General features: G+C 72.6%; 17 protein-coding genes. 10 read left to right on the plus strand and 7 right to left on the minus strand.

Going from position 1 to position 18,436, the window contains the following annotated elements; all coding sequences use genetic code 11:
• Positions 1-16: 16 nt before the first annotated feature.
• Positions 17-541 (plus strand): GtrA family protein, encoded by a 525-nt coding sequence (locus OG500_RS24195; protein WP_329583354.1) that lies wholly within the window; start codon positions 17-19, stop codon positions 539-541.
• Between the two features lie 7 nt (positions 542-548).
• Here the strand turns inward: OG500_RS24195 and OG500_RS24200 are convergent, their stop codons facing one another.
• The gene (locus OG500_RS24200; RefSeq protein ID WP_327068918.1) at positions 549-1,607 is read right to left on the minus strand and encodes a DUF3533 domain-containing protein; all 1,059 of its coding nucleotides are present in this window, start codon (positions 1,605-1,607) and stop codon (positions 549-551) included.
• Between OG500_RS24200 and OG500_RS24205 the strand changes: the two genes are divergently transcribed.
• The 3 genes from OG500_RS24205 (at position 1,599) to OG500_RS24215 (ending at position 3,982) form a co-directional block, all read left to right on the plus strand.
• A complete protein-coding gene (locus tag OG500_RS24205) occupies positions 1,599-1,781 on the plus strand; it encodes a hypothetical protein (RefSeq protein ID WP_327068919.1) in 183 nt (60 codons plus the stop codon). The two genes, OG500_RS24200 and OG500_RS24205, sit on opposite strands and share 9 nt — an antisense overlap.
• Positions 1,766-2,251: a MarR family winged helix-turn-helix transcriptional regulator gene (locus OG500_RS24210; protein WP_327068920.1), complete on the plus strand. Its 486-nt coding sequence runs from the start codon at positions 1,766-1,768 to the stop codon at positions 2,249-2,251. Before OG500_RS24205 ends, OG500_RS24210 begins: the two co-directional genes overlap by 16 nt.
• Before the next feature lie 126 nt (positions 2,252-2,377).
• Positions 2,378-3,982, plus strand: coding sequence for an MDR family MFS transporter (locus tag OG500_RS24215; RefSeq protein ID WP_327068921.1), 1,605 nt, complete (start codon positions 2,378-2,380; stop codon positions 3,980-3,982).
• On the opposite strand, the gene OG500_RS24220 is transcribed toward OG500_RS24215, so the two are convergent.
• The 3 genes from OG500_RS24220 to OG500_RS24230 form a co-directional block, all read right to left on the minus strand.
• Positions 3,966-4,439, minus strand: coding sequence for a hypothetical protein (locus tag OG500_RS24220; protein WP_327068922.1), 474 nt, complete (start codon positions 4,437-4,439; stop codon positions 3,966-3,968). The two genes, OG500_RS24215 and OG500_RS24220, sit on opposite strands and share 17 nt — an antisense overlap.
• A gap of 142 nt (positions 4,440-4,581) precedes the next feature.
• The gene (locus tag OG500_RS24225; RefSeq protein WP_327068923.1) at positions 4,582-4,824 is read right to left on the minus strand and encodes a hypothetical protein; all 243 of its coding nucleotides are present in this window, start codon (positions 4,822-4,824) and stop codon (positions 4,582-4,584) included.
• A gap of 10 nt (positions 4,825-4,834) precedes the next feature.
• Positions 4,835-6,100, minus strand: a complete 1,266-nt coding sequence (locus OG500_RS24230; protein WP_327068924.1) for an inorganic phosphate transporter — start codon at positions 6,098-6,100, stop codon at positions 4,835-4,837.
• A gap of 346 nt (positions 6,101-6,446) precedes the next feature.
• On the opposite strand from OG500_RS24230, the gene OG500_RS24235 reads away from it, so the two are divergent.
• Positions 6,447-8,084 (plus strand): C40 family peptidase, encoded by a 1,638-nt coding sequence (locus OG500_RS24235; protein ID WP_329583361.1) that lies wholly within the window; start codon positions 6,447-6,449, stop codon positions 8,082-8,084.
• A gap of 67 nt (positions 8,085-8,151) precedes the next feature.
• Here OG500_RS24235 and OG500_RS24240 read toward each other — a convergent pair whose 3' ends face one another.
• The 3 genes from OG500_RS24240 to OG500_RS24250 are packed head-to-tail and all read right to left on the minus strand — an operon-like array spanning position 8,152 to position 13,441.
• Entirely contained in the window at positions 8,152-10,434 is a 2,283-nt protein-coding gene (locus tag OG500_RS24240; protein ID WP_327068926.1) for an FdhF/YdeP family oxidoreductase, read from the minus strand.
• Positions 10,435-10,457: 23 nt separating this feature from the next.
• Entirely contained in the window at positions 10,458-12,419 is a 1,962-nt protein-coding gene (locus OG500_RS24245) for an FAD/NAD(P)-binding protein (protein ID WP_329583364.1), read from the minus strand.
• Positions 12,416-13,441, minus strand: coding sequence for an amino acid ABC transporter permease (locus OG500_RS24250; RefSeq protein ID WP_327068928.1), 1,026 nt, complete (start codon positions 13,439-13,441; stop codon positions 12,416-12,418). The genes OG500_RS24245 and OG500_RS24250 overlap by 4 nt, the downstream gene beginning before the upstream one ends.
• A 683-nt stretch (positions 13,442-14,124) precedes the next feature.
• Between OG500_RS24250 and OG500_RS24255 the strand changes: the two genes are divergently transcribed.
• Genes OG500_RS24255 through OG500_RS24275 form a run of 5 tightly spaced genes read left to right on the plus strand, consistent with a single transcriptional unit; the run spans position 14,125 to position 18,432 of the window.
• Positions 14,125-15,288 (plus strand): LLM class flavin-dependent oxidoreductase, encoded by a 1,164-nt coding sequence (locus OG500_RS24255; RefSeq protein WP_329583368.1) that lies wholly within the window; start codon positions 14,125-14,127, stop codon positions 15,286-15,288.
• Complete coding sequence (locus OG500_RS24260; protein ID WP_329583371.1) at positions 15,285-15,773, plus strand: GNAT family N-acetyltransferase; 489 nt, start codon at positions 15,285-15,287, stop codon at positions 15,771-15,773. The genes OG500_RS24255 and OG500_RS24260 overlap by 4 nt, the downstream gene beginning before the upstream one ends.
• Positions 15,770-16,702: an ABC transporter substrate-binding protein gene (locus OG500_RS24265; RefSeq protein ID WP_329583374.1), complete on the plus strand. Its 933-nt coding sequence runs from the start codon at positions 15,770-15,772 to the stop codon at positions 16,700-16,702. The genes OG500_RS24260 and OG500_RS24265 overlap by 4 nt, the downstream gene beginning before the upstream one ends.
• A 39-nt stretch (positions 16,703-16,741) precedes the next feature.
• Complete coding sequence (locus OG500_RS24270; RefSeq protein WP_329583377.1) at positions 16,742-17,668, plus strand: amino acid ABC transporter permease; 927 nt, start codon at positions 16,742-16,744, stop codon at positions 17,666-17,668.
• A complete protein-coding gene (locus OG500_RS24275; RefSeq protein ID WP_327068933.1) occupies positions 17,665-18,432 on the plus strand; it encodes an amino acid ABC transporter ATP-binding protein in 768 nt (255 codons plus the stop codon). Before OG500_RS24270 ends, OG500_RS24275 begins: the two co-directional genes overlap by 4 nt.
• Positions 18,433-18,436: the final 4 nt, after the last annotated feature.

Here is an 18,436-nt window from a genome sequence, read left to right on the forward strand (position 1 = left end):
ATGCGACACTGCGCCAATGCCGTCGCCTACACAGAAAGCCCTGGCCAAGGTGCCTGGGCCGCTGCGCCCCTTCCTGGTGCAGCACCGAAGTCTGGTGAAGTTCCTAGTGGTGGGCGGGACGTGTTTCCTGCTGACGCTGGTGATCAACTACGGGCTCAGGTTCACCGTTTGCCAGAACAAGCCGCTCGTCGCACTGACCGTCGCCAACGCGATCGCCACGGTGGCTTCGTACCTGCTGAACCGGCAGTGGTCGTTCCGCTCGGAGGGCAGCCACAAGGAGGCCATCCCGTTCTTCGTGGTCAGTGCGGTCGCGGTCGGGGTCAACGACCTGCCGCAGGCCATCAGCCACTACGTGCTCAACCTGCGCACGCCGCACGTGACCCACTTCACCGCCGAGGTCTCCGACTTCCTGAGCGGCATGATCATCGGCACCCTGGTGGCGATGGCCTTCCGCTACTGGGCGATGAAGCGGTTCGTCTTCACCACCACCCGCAGCTCAGCGGTCTCCGAGTCCGCCGAGTCGTCCACGCCGGTGCACTGACCCGGGCTCACCCGGCGGTCGTCGTTCCCGGCTCCGACGGGGCGGTCATCTCCCGGCCGCCCCGGGGCCTGGTGCTCACCGCGACCAGTGTCACCGCCATCCCCAGCACCGCCCAGGCGGCCAGGACCAGCAGCGGGACGGTGAGATTGGTGGCGCCGAAGTAGGCGATCGACCTGGTCGCGTCGGTGCCCGCGCCGTTCGGCAGCCAGGCGCCGATCGCCCGCCAGAACGGCGGCATCAGCGGCGGCGGGTAGACCCCGCCGGCGCTCGGGTTGCCGAGCACCACGAAGAGCAGCACGGCCAGCCCGATGCCCACCAGGTCGAAGAGGCACTCCAGGGCCATCGTGACGGTCCCCACCGCGAAGACCACCAGGCTGCCCACGCCCCAGAGTCCCGCGGTGCTGCCGGGCAGCGCGTTCAGGATCGGCCCCACGATCAGCGCGCCGCCGAGCCCGGCCGCGATCGAGTACAGCGCCAGCACCCCGGTGCGGATCAGCGCGCGGTCACGGTTGGCGGGCCGGGAGCCGGCGCTGATGCCCAGGATCGAGGCGACCAGGTAGCCGCCCACGCACCAGCCGATCACCAGGTAGAACGAGGTCAGCCCGTTGGCGTCGCCCGGCGGCAGCGGGATCACGTCCTTGGTCTGCACGGTGCGGCCCTGGTGCTGCTCCAGCTGCGTGACGATGCTCTGGGCGGCGGTGGCGGCCGACTTGCCGCGGGCACCGGCCACCAGCAGGGTGTCCTGGCTGCCGGAGGGGTCGACGATCAGGGCCGCGTAGAGCTTCTGGTCCTTGATCCGGGCGACCGCGGTGGCCTCGTCGGCCACCGCAGTGGCGCGCACCGCCTCGCCCGGCACCTGGTCGAGCGCGCCGACCACCTGTGCCTGCTGCTGCGCCGGGGCCACCACGCCGATCGACAGGTGGTGCGGTTTCGGCTCGTGCAGCGCGCCGACGTACGAGGTGATGAAGGCGAGCTGGAGCAGCAGCACCGCGACCACCAGCAGTGCTGAGCGTCCGCTGACGGCGTCCTTGAGTTCCTTGACGAAGCCCTGGCTCTGGTGGGACATCAACTCTCCTCGATCGGCGGTGCGATGGGCGGAGAAAAACGGACCTTGCAGATAATTCATATCATCAAGCACTTTCCCGGCGATCCCTACCGCGCCGGGCTGATGGATACTGATCACGCGCCGGCGACCGGTGCCGCGCGGACGAGCGACGGGTTGGCGTGGACGAGCAACTGACGAACGGTGAGGTCGGCGCGGTCTACCGCGCGGTGGAGCGCGAGGTCGCGGTGATGTTCCGCCGGGGGCGGGCCCGTTCGGCCGAGATGTCCCGACTGGTGCACCCCAAGCTGGAGGGGCTGGCCTACAGCCTGCTGGCCCACCTCGCCGAGGCCGGGCAGGTGCGGGTGACCGACGTCGGCGCGCACTTCGGGGTCGGCAAGGCGACGATCAGCCGGCAGATCAAGGCGCTGGAGGAGCTGGGCCTGGTGGCCCGCGAGTCGGACCCGCTGGACGGCCGGGTCTCGCTGGTCTCGCTCACCGAGGACGGCGCCCGTCGCTACCTGCGCGCCCACGAGTACCGGATCACCACGTTCCGCGCGATGCTCGCCGACTGGGAGCCCGCCGAGCTGCGGCAGTTCGCCCGGCTGCTGGCCCGGTTCAACGACACGGTGGCCGGTGCCGGCCGGTACGAGGAGCCGTTGGAGTAGCCGCCCGGTCCGCCGGGTTGCGAGGGCCGTCCGCCGTGACGGGGGTCCGGTGCGGCCGCGAAAAGGTTGCCCTGGTCAACTATCCTGGCCTATGGTTGCCCTAGGCAACGATTTCTAAGGACCCCCATGACCAGCAGCCAGCCGGCCCACCGCCGTCACCACGGCGCGGCCGACTCCGACCGCCCGATGACGCACCGCGAGATTCTCGAAGCGCTCTCCGGGCTGCTGCTCGGCCTCTTCGTGGCGGTCCTCTCCTCGACCATCGTCTCCAACGCGCTGCCGACCATCCTCAACGACCTGCACGGCGGGGAGTCCGCCTACACCTGGGTGATCACCGCGGCACTGCTCTCGCTCACCGCCTCCACCCCGATCTGGGGCAAGCTCTCCGACCTGGTGAGCAAGAAGCTGCTGGTCCAGCTGGCGCTGGTGATCTACATCGTCTCCTCCACCCTGGCCGGTCTCTCGCAGAACACCAGCGAGCTGATCGCCTGCCGGGTGCTCCAGGGGCTGGGCGCGGGCGGGGTGGTGGCGCTCGGCCAGATCTGCCTGGCGGCGATGGTCCCGCCGCGCGAACGCGGGCGCTACAGCGGTTACTTCGGCGCCGTCTTCGCGCTGGCCACGATCGGCGGACCGCTGATCGGCGGGGTCATCGTGGACACCGGCTGGCTGGGCTGGCGCTGGTGCTTCTACGTCGGCATCCCGTTCTCGGTGATCGCCATCATCGTGCTCCAGCGCACCCTGCACCTGCCGGTGGTGAAGCGGAAGGCGAAGATCGACTACCTGGGCGCGCTGCTGATCGCCGGTGCGGTCAGCCTGCTGATGGTCTGGGTCACGCTGGCCGGCAAGAACTACGCCTGGGGCTCCTGGCAGACCGTGGCGATGGTCGGCGGCGGGCTGCTGCTCGTCGTGCTCTTCGTCCTGACCGAGCGCCGGGCGGCCGAGCCGATCATGCCGCTCACCCTGTTCCGTCACCGCACGGTGAGCCTGGCCGCGGTGGCCAGCACCTTCGTGGGCATCGGGATGTACGGCGCCACCACCTTCCTGAGCCAGTACTTCCAGCTGGCCAAGGAGAAGACGCCGACCATGGCCGGCATCATGACGCTGCCGATGATCCTGGGCCTGGCCGTCTCCTCGGCCGTCGCCGGGCGGCTGATCACCAAGTACGGCAAGTGGAAGCGCTACCTGGTGGCCGGCACCTTCCTGCTCGCGCTCGGCTTCCTGCTGCTCGGCACCGCCCGGGCCGACACGGGCTACGGCCTGCTCTCGCTCTACATGGCGGCCACCGGCGTGGGCCTCGGCCTGACCTCGCAGAACCTGGTACTGGCGGTGCAGAACACGGTCACGGCCAAGGAGTTGGGCACAGCCAGCTCGACCGTCACCTTCTTCCGCACCATGGGTGGCGCGATGGGCGTCTCGGCGCTCGGCGCACTGCTCGGCACCCGGGTGACCCACTACCTGACCCAGAACCTGACCGCCGCGCACATCCCGCCGGCCGGCGCCGCCGCGCTGGGCGGCGGCGACCTGCCGGACCTGCACACGCTGCCCGCACCGCTGGTCCCGCTGGTCACCGATGCCTTCGGGCACGGGGTGGGCACCGTCTTCCTGGTGGCCTCGCCGTTCGCGGCGGTGGCCTTCCTGGTGGTGCTGCTGATCCGCGAGGTGCCGCTGCGCACGGCCTCGGCCGCCGCACCCGCACCCGCGCCGGCCGAGGCGGTCAGCGAGCCGGCGTGACCGGCGTGACCGGCGTGGCTGGCAGGGCCGGGACGGCCGGGGTGGCCGGGGCGGCGAGTCCGGCGCAGTAGGTCGGCCGGTGACCGCTGTCGTGCGCGGCGCTGTTCAGCACCAGCGCCTGGACCAGCAGCGGGACCAGCAGGACCGTCAGCACCAGCCAGCCCACCGGGTGCGTGCGCCTGGTCAGCAGCCCGCGGAGCAGCCAGAGGACGGCGCCCAGCGAGGCCAGTGCCCCGGCCCAGGCCAGCGCGAGCCCGTAGCCGGGGATCCCGTTGCTGTCGTGGCACTTGCTCATGACCTCGCGCACGAAGTGCGAGTCGGCCCACATCGCCAGGGCGCTGGCCGGGATCCCGGAGGCCGCCACCAGCAGTGGGTAGCCGATGCCGAGCAGCGGCGGGTGGCTGCGGTGCGCCGTGGTCGGCGGTGCGACCGGCACCGCAGTGGCGTAGTTGTTCATGATCCCCCTTGGTCGGCGCCCATCCTAGGCAGTGCCACACGGCCGGTTCGCGCAGGTCGCGCGCGGGGGAGCGGGTACGAGGAAGGCCGCGAGCTGCCCAGCAGCTCGCGGCCTTCCTCGTCCTGCGGGTGTCTCGGGGTCGTCAGCTCGCGATGAGCGTCAGGCCGTAGCCCACCGCGGCGGCGCAGGCGGCGAAGCAGACGCCGGCCGCGGCCAGCGCCACGGTGCCGCTGCCGCCGCCCGGGGCACTGGCCTTGGCAGCCTCGACGGCGGCCTCACGACGGGACAGGGCCAGGATGCCGAGGGCGAAGGCGCTCACCACGGCGACGGTGACCAGGAAGCTGACGCCCGCGGTGTCGGCCAGGGCGCTCCAGTTGATGTGCATGGCGAGCCCCTCAGGCGGCGACGGTGGCGGTGGGCGGGGTGGTGGGCGTGGCCGGCGGCGTCACCGGGGTGACGGTGATGCCGGGCGGCGTCACCACGGCCACGTCGGACAGTTCCGGCGAGAGCTCGGCGACGACCGGGAGCTCGGTGCCCTCGGTGCGCGCGCCCTCCTGCGGCAGCTCGTTGACGTTGCTCGCGGTCACCGGCTGGCGGCGCGAGAGCATCCACATCGCGCCCGAGCCGGCCACCAGCGCGGCGCCGACCAGCACGACGCCCCAGGTGCCCTGGACGGCGACGTAGGCGGCCGCACCGGCCACCACGGCGGCGGCGGGCAGGGTCAGCGCCCAGGTGTAGACCATGCGGCGGGCCATGCTCCAGTGCACCTGGGCCTTGGGGCCGCCCAGGCCCGCGCCCATGATGCCGCCGGAGACCACCTGGGTGGTGGACAGGCCGTAACCCATGTGCGAGGAGGTCAGGATCACCGCGGTGGTCGCGCTCTCGGCGGCGAAGCCCTGCGGCGCCTGGACGTCGGTCAGGCCCTTGCCCATGCTGCGGATGATCCGCCAGCCACCGCTGTAGGTGCCCAGCGCGATGGCCAGACCGGCGCTGGCGATGACCCAGGTGGGCGGCAGCGCGTGCTTGGGCAGCGCGCCGACCGAGACCAGGGTCAGGGTGATGATGCCCATCGTCTTCTGGGCGTCGTTGGTGCCGTGGGCCAGCGAGACCAGCGAGGCGGAGAAGATCTGGCCGGTCTTGAAGCCCTTGGTGGTGGTCTTCTCGTTGCCGCGCCTGGTGATGAGGTAGGCCATCTTGGTGGCGCCCCAGGCGGCCGCGCCGGCCACGATCGGGGAGGCGACGGCCGGGATGAGGATCTTGGTGACCACGGTGCTGAAGTTCACGCCGTCGAGGCCGACTCCGACGACAGTGGCGCCGATCAGACCGCCGTACAGCGCGTGCGAGGAGCTGGAGGGCAGGCCGCGCAGCCAGGTCAGCAGGTTCCAGAGGATCGCACCGACCAGCGCGGCGAAGATCACCGCCGGGTGGATGCCGGCCTTCTCGTTGACGATGCCGCCGGAGATGGTGCTTGCCACCTTCACGGACAGGAAGGCACCGGCGAAGTTGAGGACCGCCGAGATGGTGACGGCGATCTTGGGACGCAGCGCGCCGGTGGCGATGGAGGTGGCCATCGCGTTGGCGGTGTCGTGGAAGCCGTTCGTGAAGTCGAAGGCCAGGGCCGTGACGATCACTACCGCCACCAGGAACGTGATGTGTTCCATTACCAAACAATCGTCGTAGTAGTCGGACTGTGGTTTCTGCTGCCGTGTTCAGCGCGACCGTAGGGATGGCGGGTGAACGGAAGGTTAACTGGGCTGGGACTCCGGGCTCCGTTTCCTTCCTGCACCTTACAAAGAGGAGTCTGTCAGGTGTCTGGCCTGGTCTTATGCGAACAACGTCCGGTTTGCTGCCGGATTGCTGAGATCTGTGTCACGGCCCGGCGGTGCCGAGAATTCATCCACGGGTACGGACGCTCCCTGCCGCAGCCGGTCCTTGGCATGGCAGGATCGGTCGGGGTTCGCCGTCGGCGGGCCGTGGGGTGTCACCGGACGTTGGGGAGGCGGGCCGATGCGTGCCGTGCGGCGCGAACACATGGTCGGGACTCAGCCGTGGCTGCGGGCCGCGCTGCGCTGCGGAGCGGTGCTCGCGATGGCGGCCCTGGTGCTGCCGCTGGCCGGGCAGAGCGCCTTCGCCGCCGGCGAGCCGGCGCCCGGCGCCTCCTCAGCGCCGTCCACCGCTGCGGGCGCCCCCGGTGCCGATCCGCTGGCCCAGGCCGAGGCGACGCTCGGCCCGCTGCTCGACAAGATCCACCTGCTCTACCAGAACGCCGAGGCCGCCACCGAGCAGTACAACGCCACCGCCCAGCAGTTGGCCACCCAGCAGATCACCGCGGCCGGCATCGACAGCAAGGTCGACGCCCAGCAGGCGCTGGTCGACCAGGGCATCGACGTCGCCTCGGAGATCGCCTCCGAGCAGTACCGCAACGGCGACCTCTCCGGCTTCGGCGAGCTGCTGCTGACCAACGACCCGTACCAGGCCGCCCACCTCGCGGCGCTGCTGTCCGCCGCCAGCCGTTCGCAGGCCGAGTTCATCGGTCAGCTGAAGAGCGACCAGGCGTCGCTGCAGCAGTTGAAGAAGCAGTCCGGCGACGCGGTCAACGCCAGCAAGGCGCTGCTCGCCCAGCAGGACCAGAACAAGGCCGACATCTCCCGCCAGCTGGCCACCGTCGAACAGGTGGTCTCCTCGCTCACCGGCGCCCAGCAGAACGAGCTCCAGCAGTTGGAGCAGCAGCAGATCGACCAGGCGCAGCTGGCCTTCCTGGCCTCCGGCGCGCTCGGCCAGGGGGAGCGCACGCCCTCGGCCGCCGGGCGCAAGGCGGTGGCCTACGCGCTCGCCCAGCTCGGCAAGCCGTACCTGTGGGGCGGCATCGGGCCAGAAGCCTACGACTGCTCCGGCCTCACCTCGCAGGCCTGGCTGAGCGCGGGCGTGCAGATCCCGCGCACCAGCCAGGACCAGTGGGCCCAGCTGCCGCACGTCCCGCTGAACCAGCTGCGCCCCGGTGACCTGGTGGTCTACTACGAGAGCGCCGAGCACGTCGCGATGTACATCGGCGGCGGACTGGTCGTGCAGGCCCCGCACACCGGCGCGTTCGTGCGGGTCTCGCCGATCGGCATGGCGCCGATCCTGGGCGCGGTGCGGCCCGACCCGCAGAACGCCTCGGACGAGGCGGGCGGCGCCTGGAAGGTGCCCGCCACGCTGCAGGACGCCGAGACGATCACGCCGATCGCCCCTGGCCCGGCCACCGCGCCCGGCCTGCCGAGCGAGCCGCCGCTGCCCGCGCTGCTGCCGGTGGTGCCGATCAGCCCGTCGGCGCCGCCGTCCGCCGCCAAGCCCTCGCCCGGCTCCTCCTCGCCCTCCGGTGCCTCGCCCTCCGGCGGCTCCCCGTCGCCGGCCGGCCCGGGGCCGGCCGCGCCGTCGGGCAGCACCTCGCCGACGCCGTCCGGGTCGCCCTCGGGTACCGCGCCGGTGAGCGCCTCGCCCTCGGGCAGCACCTCGCCGACGCCGTCCGGGTCGCCCTCCGGCACCGCGTCGGTGGGCCCCTCGCCCTCGGGCAGCGGTTCGGGCAGCCCGTCGGCCTCGCCCTCGGGCACCGCGCCGGTGAGCGGTCCGCCCTCGGGCACGCCGTCCGACAGCCCCTCGCACTGACCGGGCGCCGGCCGAGCACTGACCGCGCGGGCCCGTCGGTCCTGGTGACCGACGGGTCCAGTGCGGATCAGGCCCCGCTGTCCGGCTCGAAGCGGATCACCACGGCCTTGGAGGTGGGCGTGTTGCTGATCTCGGCCGTCGAGTCGAGCGGGACCAGCACGTTGGTCTCCGGGTAGTAGGCCGCCGCGCCGCCGCGGGCGACCGGGTAGTGCACCACCTTGAAGTGCGGCGCGCGCCGGTCCACCCCGTCGCGCCACTCGCTGACCAGGTCCACGTAGCCGCCCTCGGTCAGGCCGAGTTCGGCCGCGTCCGCCGGGTTGACCAGCACCACCCGCCGACCGCCGGTGATGCCCCGGTAGCGGTCGTCCAGGCCGTAGATGGTGGTGTTGTACTGGTCGTGCGAGCGCAGCGTCTGCAGCAGCAGCCGCCCGGCGGGGACCTCGGGAGCGGTCAGCTCGTTGACGGTGAAGTTGGCCTTGCCGGTGGCGGTGGGGAAGGTGCGCGAGTCGCGCGGGCCGTGCGGCAGCGCGAAGCCGCCCGGCGCCTTGACCCTGGCGTTGAAGTCGGTGAAGCCCGGCACCACGCCCGCGATCCGGTCGCGGATGCTGCCGTAGTCGGCGGCGAACTCCTCCCACGGGATCGGGTCCGCCGGGCCGAGCGCGGCGCGGGCCAGCCGGCAGACGATCGCCGTCTCGGAGAGGATGCCGGGGGCCGGCGGACGCAGCCGGCCCTGCGAGGAGTGGACCATGCCCATCGAGTCCTCGACGGTGACGAACTGGTCGCCGCGCTCGGTGGTGTCCCGGTCGGTGCGCCCGAGGGTGGGCAGGATCAGCGCCCGGGCGCCGGTGACCAGGTGCGAGCGGTTGAGCTTGGTGGAGACCTGCACGGTCAGCCGGCAGTTGCGCAGCGCGGCCTCGGTGACCTCGGTGTCCGGGGTGGCCGCGACGAAGTTGCCGCCCATCGCGAAGAAGACCTTGACCCGCCCGTCGCGCATCGCCCGGATCGACTCCACCGCGTCGTAGCCGTGCTCGCGCGGCGGCCGGAAGCCGAACTCCCGCTCCAGCGCGTCCAGGAAGGCGGGCGCGGGGCGCTCGAAGATGCCCATGGTCCGGTCGCCCTGCACATTGCTGTGCCCGCGCACCGGGCAGACTCCGGCGCCGGGGCGGCCCACATTGCCGCGCAGCAGCAGGAAGTTGACCACCTCGCGGATGGTCGGCACCGAGTGCTTGTGCTGGGTCAGGCCCATCGCCCAGCAGACGATGACCTTCTTCGACGCCAGGACGTGCCGGGCCAGCTCCTCGATCTGCTCCCAGGGCAGACCGGTTGCGGCGAGCACCTGCTGACGGTCCGTCGACTCCGCCTCGGCGGCGAACTCCTCGAAGCCGTGGCAGTGCTCGGCGACGAAGGCCGTATCGACGCCGCCGTCGGCGGCCAGGATCAGCTGGTTGAGCGCGCGGAACAGCGCGAGGTCGCCGCCGAGGCGGATCTGCAGGAACAGGTCGGTGAGCTTGGTGCCGCCGCCGACCAGGCCGCGGGCGTGCTGCGGGTTCTTGAACCGCTCCAGGCCGGCCTCCGGCAGCGGGTTGACGCTGACGATGGTCGCGCCGGCCCGCTTGGCCCGCTCCAGCGCGGAGAGCATCCGGGGGTGGTTGGTGCCCGGGTTCTGGCCCGCCACGATGATCAGGTCGGCCTGGTAGAGGTCCTTGAGGCTGACGCTGCCCTTGCCCACCCCGAGGGTCTCCACCAGCGCCGAACCCGAGGACTCGTGGCACATGTTGGAGCAGTCCGGCAGGTTGTTGGTGCCCAGCTTGCGGGCGAAGAGCTGGTAGCTGAAGGCGGCCTCGTTGCTGGTGCGGCCCGAGGTGTAGAAGGCGGCGCCGTCGGGGGTGTCGAGCGCGTTGAGCTCCTCGGCGATGATCGCGAAGGCCTCGTCCCAGCCGATCGGCGCGTAGTGGGTGGCGCCCTCGGCCAGCAGCATCGGCTCGGTGAGCCGGCCCTGCTGGCCGAGCCAGTAGCCGGAGCGCCCGGCCAGCTCGGCCACCGGGTGCTCGGCGAAGAACGCCCGGGTGATCCGGCGCTCGGTGGCCTCCTCGGCCACCGCCTTGGCGCCGTTCTCGCAGAACTCGGCGGCGTGCGGCTTGTCCGGCTCCGGCCAGGCGCAGCCGGGGCAGTCGAAGCCGCCGTGCTGGTTGACCTTGGTCAGGGTGGCCAGTGTGCGGCGGGGGCTCATCTGCTCGTGGGCCATCGACAGGCTCTGCCGCACGGCCTTGAGCCCTGCGGCGGCGTTCTGCGGGGCGCCGACCTCGGGGGCGTCCTGCGCCGGGTCGCTCTGCGGAGCCTGCTTGGCCATTGTCGCCCACCTCCAGCTTGGGATCAGGGCCGCGCCGTCGTCAGCCCCACCACCATCCTGTCATCTGCCGCAACCGGGCCCACCTGGCCGGGAGCCGCCAGCGCGCGCAGCAGGGTGCGGGCGGCTGCGTCGTTCTGCCGGAAGGCCGGGGCGTTGGTGCGCGGGCGGGCGAAGGCGGCCACGGCACGGCCGTTGGTGTGCGGGCCGAGCGCGAGGCGGCGCGGGTGCGGGGCACCGCCGAGGCCGGGGTCGAGCAGCCGCCCGTCGCGGGGGTCGACGGTCAGCAGGCCGGAGCGGTGGATGAAGTCCGGGTCGGCGAGCACCTCCTCGGCGAGCCGGCCCTCGCGCAGCAGCTGCGCGAGCACCCGGTCCTCGGTGCGCGCCAGGTCGTGCCGGGGCAGGTAGGCCTCGATCAGCGCGGTGGCGGTGGTCCGGTGGCCCGGCAGGCTCTCGCTGGCGGCCACGAAGGTGCCGCTCGCCTCGTCCTCGCTCACGGTCAGGCCGGCGCCCAGGAAGCGGACCACGCCGGCCTCGGAGAGCGCCAGCAGTTCGCGCAGCCGGAAGCCCGGCGGGCCGGAGGCCAGGAAGCTGAAGAAGCCCTGCCACCAGCCGTCCAGCTCCCGCGCGGTCGAGCGGGCGGTCAGCCGTCCGGCGGCCAGCAGCCGGGGGAGCTGGCCGTAGAGCGAGAGCAGGGCCAGGAAGGCGCCCAGGTCCGCGCTGTACGCGGGGTCGGCACGGCGGTCGGCGTCCGCCCGGATGTACGCGCGCAACTGCTGCTGGAGCTGCTCGGGGTCGGTGAAGCGCAGACCGGCGAGCGGGCGGTCCAGCCGCTCGAAGTCGAGCCGGTCGCCCGGTTCTGGCACCGCGCGCTCGACCAGGGCCGTCAACTCCGGCTGGTACCAGCCGTACCGGTCGTAGCCGGCCAGGAACTCGGCCCAGGGCAGCGTCGTCCGCTCGGGGTGCGCGTGGAAGAGCTCGTGGTAGTAGCCGAAGCCGATCTCCTTGGCCATCAACGGCCAGGCGTCCCGGCGCAGTTCGAGCGGTCCGGGGCGGTCGAGCAGCTCCTCGACGGCGGCCGGGCCGAAGTAGCGCGGCAGCGGGGCGGGCGGGCCCTGCAGCGGGTAGCCGGTCTTCGAGTGGTAGGGCACTCCGCGCCGCGAGCCGACCAGCAGCAGCGGTTCGCGGCCCGAGGGGTGGTAGTGCACCCCGCCGTCCGGGCGGTGCTCGAACCGCCCGCCGCGGCCCTCGGTGAGCAGTGCCATCAGGTCGACGAAGGCCAGGCCGAAACCGCGCAGGATCACCCGCTCACCCGGGGCGACGGCGGCGACGGCGGCCTCGCAGGAGAAGGCGGGCGGCAGGTGGAAGCGGCCGTGGCGGCGGGCGAACGCGGCGGTGGCGGCGTGCCGTTCGTCCGGCGCGGAGCCCAGGTGGCCCACGGTCAGCACCACCTGGTCGGCCCGCAGCTCGCGCCCCGAGGCCAGCGTGATGTGCTGCGGGCCGTCGGCGGGGCCGTGCAGGGCGACGGCCGCCTCGCGGTGCACGGTGAGCCTGATCCGGTCGGGCAGCTGGGCCGCCGCCCGCCGGAACACCCAGTCCAGGTAGGCGCTCTGGGCCCGCCGGGTGGCGAAGTCGGTGGGCGCCAGGGCGGCCAGCTCGGCCCGCACCGCCGGGTCGGCCACCGGCCGGTAGGGCGCGAAGGCCGGCTGGTCGGCGGCCCACTCGGCGAGCGAGGGGCCGGGGCGGACCGGTCCCTCGACGACGGAGGTCTCGTCGGTGAACATCGTGACGTCCGCGGCCATCGAGTTCATCCGCAGCAGCGGCGACTGCCGGTGGCGCCAGATCCGGCCACCGCCGGGCGGCTGCGGGTCGATCAGGTGGATCTCCAACTGCTGCTCCGCGGGCAGCAGTTCGCAGGCGCTGGCGGCGATCCGCTCCAGCAGGCCGGTGCCGCGCGGCCCGGCGCCGATGATCGCGAGTGCCCTCATGCCCGAGCCTCCGGCGCCGGAGGTGCGTCCACCGCGGCGCGCAGCCGCGACAGCCGGGCGCCGAGGCGCCCGAGCGGGGTGGGCGGCAGCGCGCCGCGGGTCGAGCCGCGGGCGAAGTGCCGCTCCAGGTAGTACTGCAGGACCGACAGCAGGGTGGTCAGCAGCAGGTACCAGAGGGTGGCCACCAGCAGCAGCGGGATCACCTGGTAGGTCTGGTTGTAGATCAACTGCACCGAGTAGAGCAGGTCCTGGACGGCGAGCACGCTGACGATGCTGGTGCTCTTGAGCAGACCGACCAGCATGTTCCCGGCGGTCGGCACGATCGAGCGCATCGCCTGCGGCAGCACGATCCGGCGCATCACCCGCAGCCGGCCCAGGCCCAGCGACTGGGCGGCCTCCAACTGCCCCTGGTCGACCGAGAGGATGCCGCCGCGCACCACTTCGGCCGCGAAACCGGCCTCCAGCAGGGTCAGTCCGATCACCGAGGTGAGCACCGGGCCGAACAGGTGCACCGTCCTGACGGTGACGAACTCGGGACCGAACGGGATGCCGAGGCCGAGCGTCGGGTAGAGGGCGCCGAGGTTGAACCAGAGCAGCAGCTGGACCAGGGGCGGGATCGAACGGAACAACCAGACGTAGCCCCAACTCAGACTCCGCAGAAGCAGGTTGCCCCAGATCCGGGCGGCGGCCAGCAGGGTGCCGAGGGTGAAGCCGAGCACCATGGTGGCGGCGGTCAGCCAGAGCGTGAGGGTCAGCCCGTGCAGCACCGCGGTGGTGGTCAGGTAGGAGCCGACCACGTCCCACTGGAAACGCGGGTTGCGCACGACGGAGTCGGCCACCATCGCCAGCACCAGCAGGGCGAGCGCGGTGGTCAGCCACTGCACCGGGCGCCGGCGGCGGGCGATCGGGAGCTCGGCGAGCGGAAGTCCGCCGGCGGGGAGTCCGCCGGGCGGGGGCTCATCGGGCGGGGGAGCGGAGGGTGGTGGGCCGGTGGCGGGCAGGACCTCGTTCGAGGTGGCCATGGGAGGGCTCCAGAGCAGGCGGGCGGGCGATGGGTCGCCGATCACGCGGGCCGCGTCCCTCAACGCGGCGGCACTGCTCTGCTCCGTCAACGATCGTACGTGGCACCGGTGAACGGCTGTCAAGGGTGACCGTGCCGCCGGACCGCGGTTCTGGACAGTGGTTGACGAAGTCCATGACTCACTGTTCAACTGGGCACATGAACGCCGCCCAGCCCCTGGTCACTCGCGACCACATCGACTTCGGTCGGGTGTGGTCCGCGGCGTGTCGCGGCTGACCCGGCAGCGGGCCGTCTGACCGGCCCGGCGCCGCGTTCCTCGACGCGGCCATCTCCCTCGGTGCCCCTTCCCGGGCCGGGACCTGCCGTCGGCCGCCGCCACACGCGCACCGCGCACCGTGGAGCCGCCGTCGGCCGCCAGGCGCACGCTGCCGCCGCCCTCGCCAACCGCTGAGGCTGATCGCCCGCACGCGCCTGCTCCGCGCCTGTGCCCCGCCCGCGCCCGCCGTCCGTCGTTCGCCGCCCCGGAACCGCGCCACCGCGCCGTCCGCGCCACCGTGCCGTCCGCGCCACCGCACCGTCCGTCCCATCCCGCCGTCCGCCCCGTGCCCCGTGGCCGCCTCCGCGCTGCCCGTCCGCCGCCAGGGGCTCCTGCGGCGTGCCCCATCACCTGAGAGGTCGTCAGTCATGCCCGTCGAGTTCCTCGGTATCGCCGCCACCAGTGACGGCTCGGAGACCACCGCCCGCAGCACCGAAGCCTTCGACCGCGACTACACGCTGCGGCTGGGCCGGGCCCACGAGGAGAACGGCTGGGACCGGGTGCTGTTCGCCTACGGCTCCGGCTCGCCGGACCCGGCGCAGGGCGCCGCCTTCCTGGCCAGCAAGCTCGACCGGCTGCAGATCCTGCTCGCCCACCGGCCCAACCTCTCCATCCCGACCTTCGCCGCCAAGACCTTCGCCACCCTGGACCAGATCAGCCAGGGCCGGCTCACCGTCCACTTCATCACCGGCGGCAACGACCACGAGCAGCAGCGCGAGGGCGACTTCCTGACCAAGGACCAGCGCTACGACCGCACCCGGGAGTACATCCAGATCGTCAAGCGGGCCTGGACCAGCCACGAGCCCTTCGACCACGAGGGCGAGTACTACCGCTTCAACGACTTCGTCGCGGACGTCTTCCCCGTCCAGCAGCCGCGCCCCGGCGTCTCGTTCGGCGGCTCCTCGGAAGCGGCGTACGCGGCCGGCGGGGCCGAGGCGGACATCTTCTGCCTGTGGGGCGAGCCGCTGGCCGAGACCGCGGCGCAGATCGAGCGGGTGCGGCAGGCCGCCGCTGCCGCCGGGCGCACGACCCCGCCGCGGATCCAGGTGGCGTTCCGGCCGATCATCGCGCCCACCGAGGAGCTGGCCTGGGAGAAGGCGCACCGGACGGTGGAGCGGATCAACGCCCGCAAGGCCGGCGGCGAGCTGGTCCGGCGCGGCACCGCTGGTGAGGCACCCGAGAACACCGGTTCGCAGCGGCTGATCGCCATCGCCGAGGCGGGCGAGCGCTACGACCGGGCGCTGTGGACGCCGACCGCTGCCGCCACCGGCGGGGCCGGCAACTCCAACGCCCTGGTCGGCACCCCCGAGACGGTGGCCCAGGCCCTGCTCGACTACTACGACCTGGGCGTGGACATCCTCTCGGCGCGCGGCTACCACCTGCTGAACGACGCGATCGACTTCGGCCGCTACGTGATCCCGCTGGTCCGCGAGGAGGTCGCCAGGCGCGACGCCGCGGTGGCGGCCGAGCGGGCCCGCAAGGCGGCCGAGGCCGAGCGGGACCGCCACCAGCTCATCGCGGTCCAGGCGTGAGCCCGGTCCTGACCTTCCGCGAGGCGGGCCTGGCGGACGAGCTGGCCGAGCCGCTGATCCGCGAGCTGACCGAGGAGTACGTGGCCCGGTACGGCGAGGGGGCGCACGAGGAGATGGCCCGCTACCCGGCCGCCGAGTTCGCCCCGCCGCACGGCCTGCTGCTGCTCCTGCTGGCGGACGGCGAACCGGTGGCGGGCGGTGCCTTCCGCCGCTACGACGAGTCGAGCGCCGAGCTCAAGCGGATGTGGACGCACTCCGCGCACCGCCGCCGCGGCCTGGCCCGCCGGGTGCTGGGCGAGCTGGAGCAGCGCGCCCGCCTCGCCGGCTACCGGCGGATCTTCCTGACCACCGGGCCGCGCCAGCCCGAGGCCAAGGGTCTCTATCTGGCGGCCGGCTACACCCCGCTCTTCGTGGAGGGCGAGCCCGCGACCCCGGGCCCGCTGCCCTTCGAGAAGTTCCTGAACCGAGAGGCACGAACCCCGTGAGACCCCGCACCGCCGCCCTCGCCGTCGCCCTGCTGCCGCTGCTCGCGCTCACCGCCTGCGGCTCCGGCAGCAGCGGCGCCACGGCCCGGCCGGCCGCCCAGGGGGTGGACCCGAACCGCGACGTGGTCTCCCAGGAGCAGAAGGTCGACGCGATCGCCGCCCTGCTGCCCGCCGACGTCCGCCAGGGCGGCACGCTCAAGGTCGGCAGCTCCTTCGGCACCCCGCCCAGCGCCTACTACCCCGACCCGGCGACCAAGAAGCCGGCCGGCCTGGACGTGGACGTCACCGACGCCGTCGCCCGGGTGCTGGGCCTGAAGGTGGACCGCGAGGACGCCGCCTTCGAGACCATTCTGCCCGCGCTCGGCAGCGGCAAGTACGACGTGGGCACCGGCAACTTCGGCGTCACCACGGCCCGGCTGAAGACCATCGACTTCGTCACCTACATCGACGACGGCCAGGGCTTCGCCGTCCGCAAGGACAACACCGCGCTGACCGACGTCACCCAGCTCACCCAGCTGTGCGGGCTGACCATCGGCACCGGCGCCGGCACCACCTTCGAGACCACGCTCAACACGCAGAAGCACCTGTGCACCGACGCCGGCAAGAAGCCGTACACCGTGCAGTCCTTCTCCGAGAACGGCGCGATCCTGACCAGCCTCCAGCAGGGCCGGATCGACGCGGTGATGTCCACCATCAACGGCCTGCGCTACCAGGCCGCCCAGCCGGCCGCCGGGACGAAGTTCGTCGGCGAGTTCCACCGCCTGGACGTCGGCTTCGCGTTCAAGAAGGGCAGCCCGCTGACCCCGGCCTTCCAGGCGGCGGTCAACCAGCTGATCAAGGACGGCACCTACCAGCGGATCCTGGACAAGTGGGGCACCGGCGGCTCGGCCATCACCCAGTCGCAGATCAGCCCGCCCGAGCACACGTGATCCCGTGTCCTCCCCACCCCACCGACAGGAGTCCTCCGCGTGAGCCTCACCCTGCGCCGGGCCGCGGCCCCGCCCGGCTCCGACGCCGATCCCGCCACCCTGCCGGTGCGGCCGGCCCGGCATCCCGGGCGCTGGCTGGCCGCCCTGCTCGCCCTGCTGCTGGTCGGCCAGTTCGTCCACGGGCTGGCCGTCAACCCCGGCTGGGACTGGCCGACCTTCGCCCGCTACCTGACCACGCCGTCCATCCTGCGCGCGGTCGGCACCACCCTCGAACTCACCGCCTACGGCACCGTGCTGGGCTTCGCCCTCGGCGTCGTGGTGGCCTTCGGGCGGCTGTCGGGCAGTCTGGTGCTGCAGAGCATCGCCTGGACCTACACCTGGGTCTTCCGGTCGATCCCGCTCATCGTCCAGCTGGTCTTCTGGTTCAACATCTCCTACCTCTACCAACACCTGGCGCTGGGCGTGCCGTTCGGCCCCGAGCTGTGGTCCTTCCGGACCGTCGACGTGCTCAGCGCGCAGGGCGCGGCCGTGCTGGGGCTGGCGCTCTACCAGAGCGCGTACGCGGCCGAGGTGGTGCGCGCCGGGGTGATCGCGATCGAGGCCGGGCAGTTCGAGGCCGCCGCCGCGCTGGGCATCCCGCGGCTGCGCCAGATCCGCCGGATCGTGCTGCCGCAGGCGATGCGCTCCATCCTGCCGAACGCCGCCAACCAGGTGATCGCGCTGCTCAAGAGCACCTCGGTGGTCTACGTGATGGCGATCGGCGAACTCTTCTACCAGGTCCAGGTGGTCTACGGGCGCAACGGCCGGGTGGTGCCGCTGCTGATGGTGGCCACCGTCTGGTACGTGCTGCTGACCACCGTGCTCTCCGTCCTGCAGTACTACGTGGAACGGCACTTCGCCCGCGGCGCGCAGCGCACCGCGGCGCCGACGCCCCTGCACCGTCTGATCCGAAGGGTCCAGTCATGAGCGCCAGCGCGATGGTCGAGGTCCGGGGCGTCCACAAGAGCTTCGGCACGCTGGAGGTGCTGCGCGGGGTGGACCTGAGCGTGCCGGCCGGCTCGGTCACGGTGATCCTGGGGCCGTCCGGCTCCGGCAAGTCCACGCTGCTGCGCAGCATCAACCACCTGGAGAAGCTGGACCGCGGGGTGGTCTCGATCGACGGCGAGCTGATCGGCTACCGGCGGGTGGGGGACCGGCTGCACGAGCTGCGCGAGCGCGAGGTGCTGCGCCAGCGCACCCGGATCGGCTACGTGTTCCAGAACTTCAACCTGTTCCCGCACCTGACGGTGCTGGAGAACATCACCGAGGCGCCGATCAGCGCGCTCGGCCGGCCCAGGGCGCAGGCCCGGGAGGCGGCGCTGGAACTGCTGGGCCGGGTGGGCCTCGAGGACAAGGCGAAGGCCTACCCGCGCCAGCTCTCCGGCGGGCAGCAGCAGCGGGTGGCGATCGCGCGGGCGCTGGCCCTGACGCCCAAGGTGCTGCTCTTCGACGAGCCCACCTCGGCGCTCGACCCGGAGCTGGTGGGCGAGGTGCTGGAGGTGATCAAGGGCCTGGCCGGCTCCGGCACCACGATGATCGTGGTCACCCACGAGATCGGCTTCGCCCGCGAGGTGGCGGACACCGTGGTCTTCATGGACGGCGGGGTGGTGGTCGAACAGGGCCCCGCCGCCGCGGTGCTGGACCACCCGCAGCACGAACGCACCCGCGCCTTCCTCGCCAAGGTTCTCTGAGAGG

The sequence above is a fragment of the Kitasatospora sp. NBC_01250 genome (assembly GCF_036226465.1).
GTDB lineage: Bacteria > Actinomycetota > Actinomycetes > Streptomycetales > Streptomycetaceae > Kitasatospora.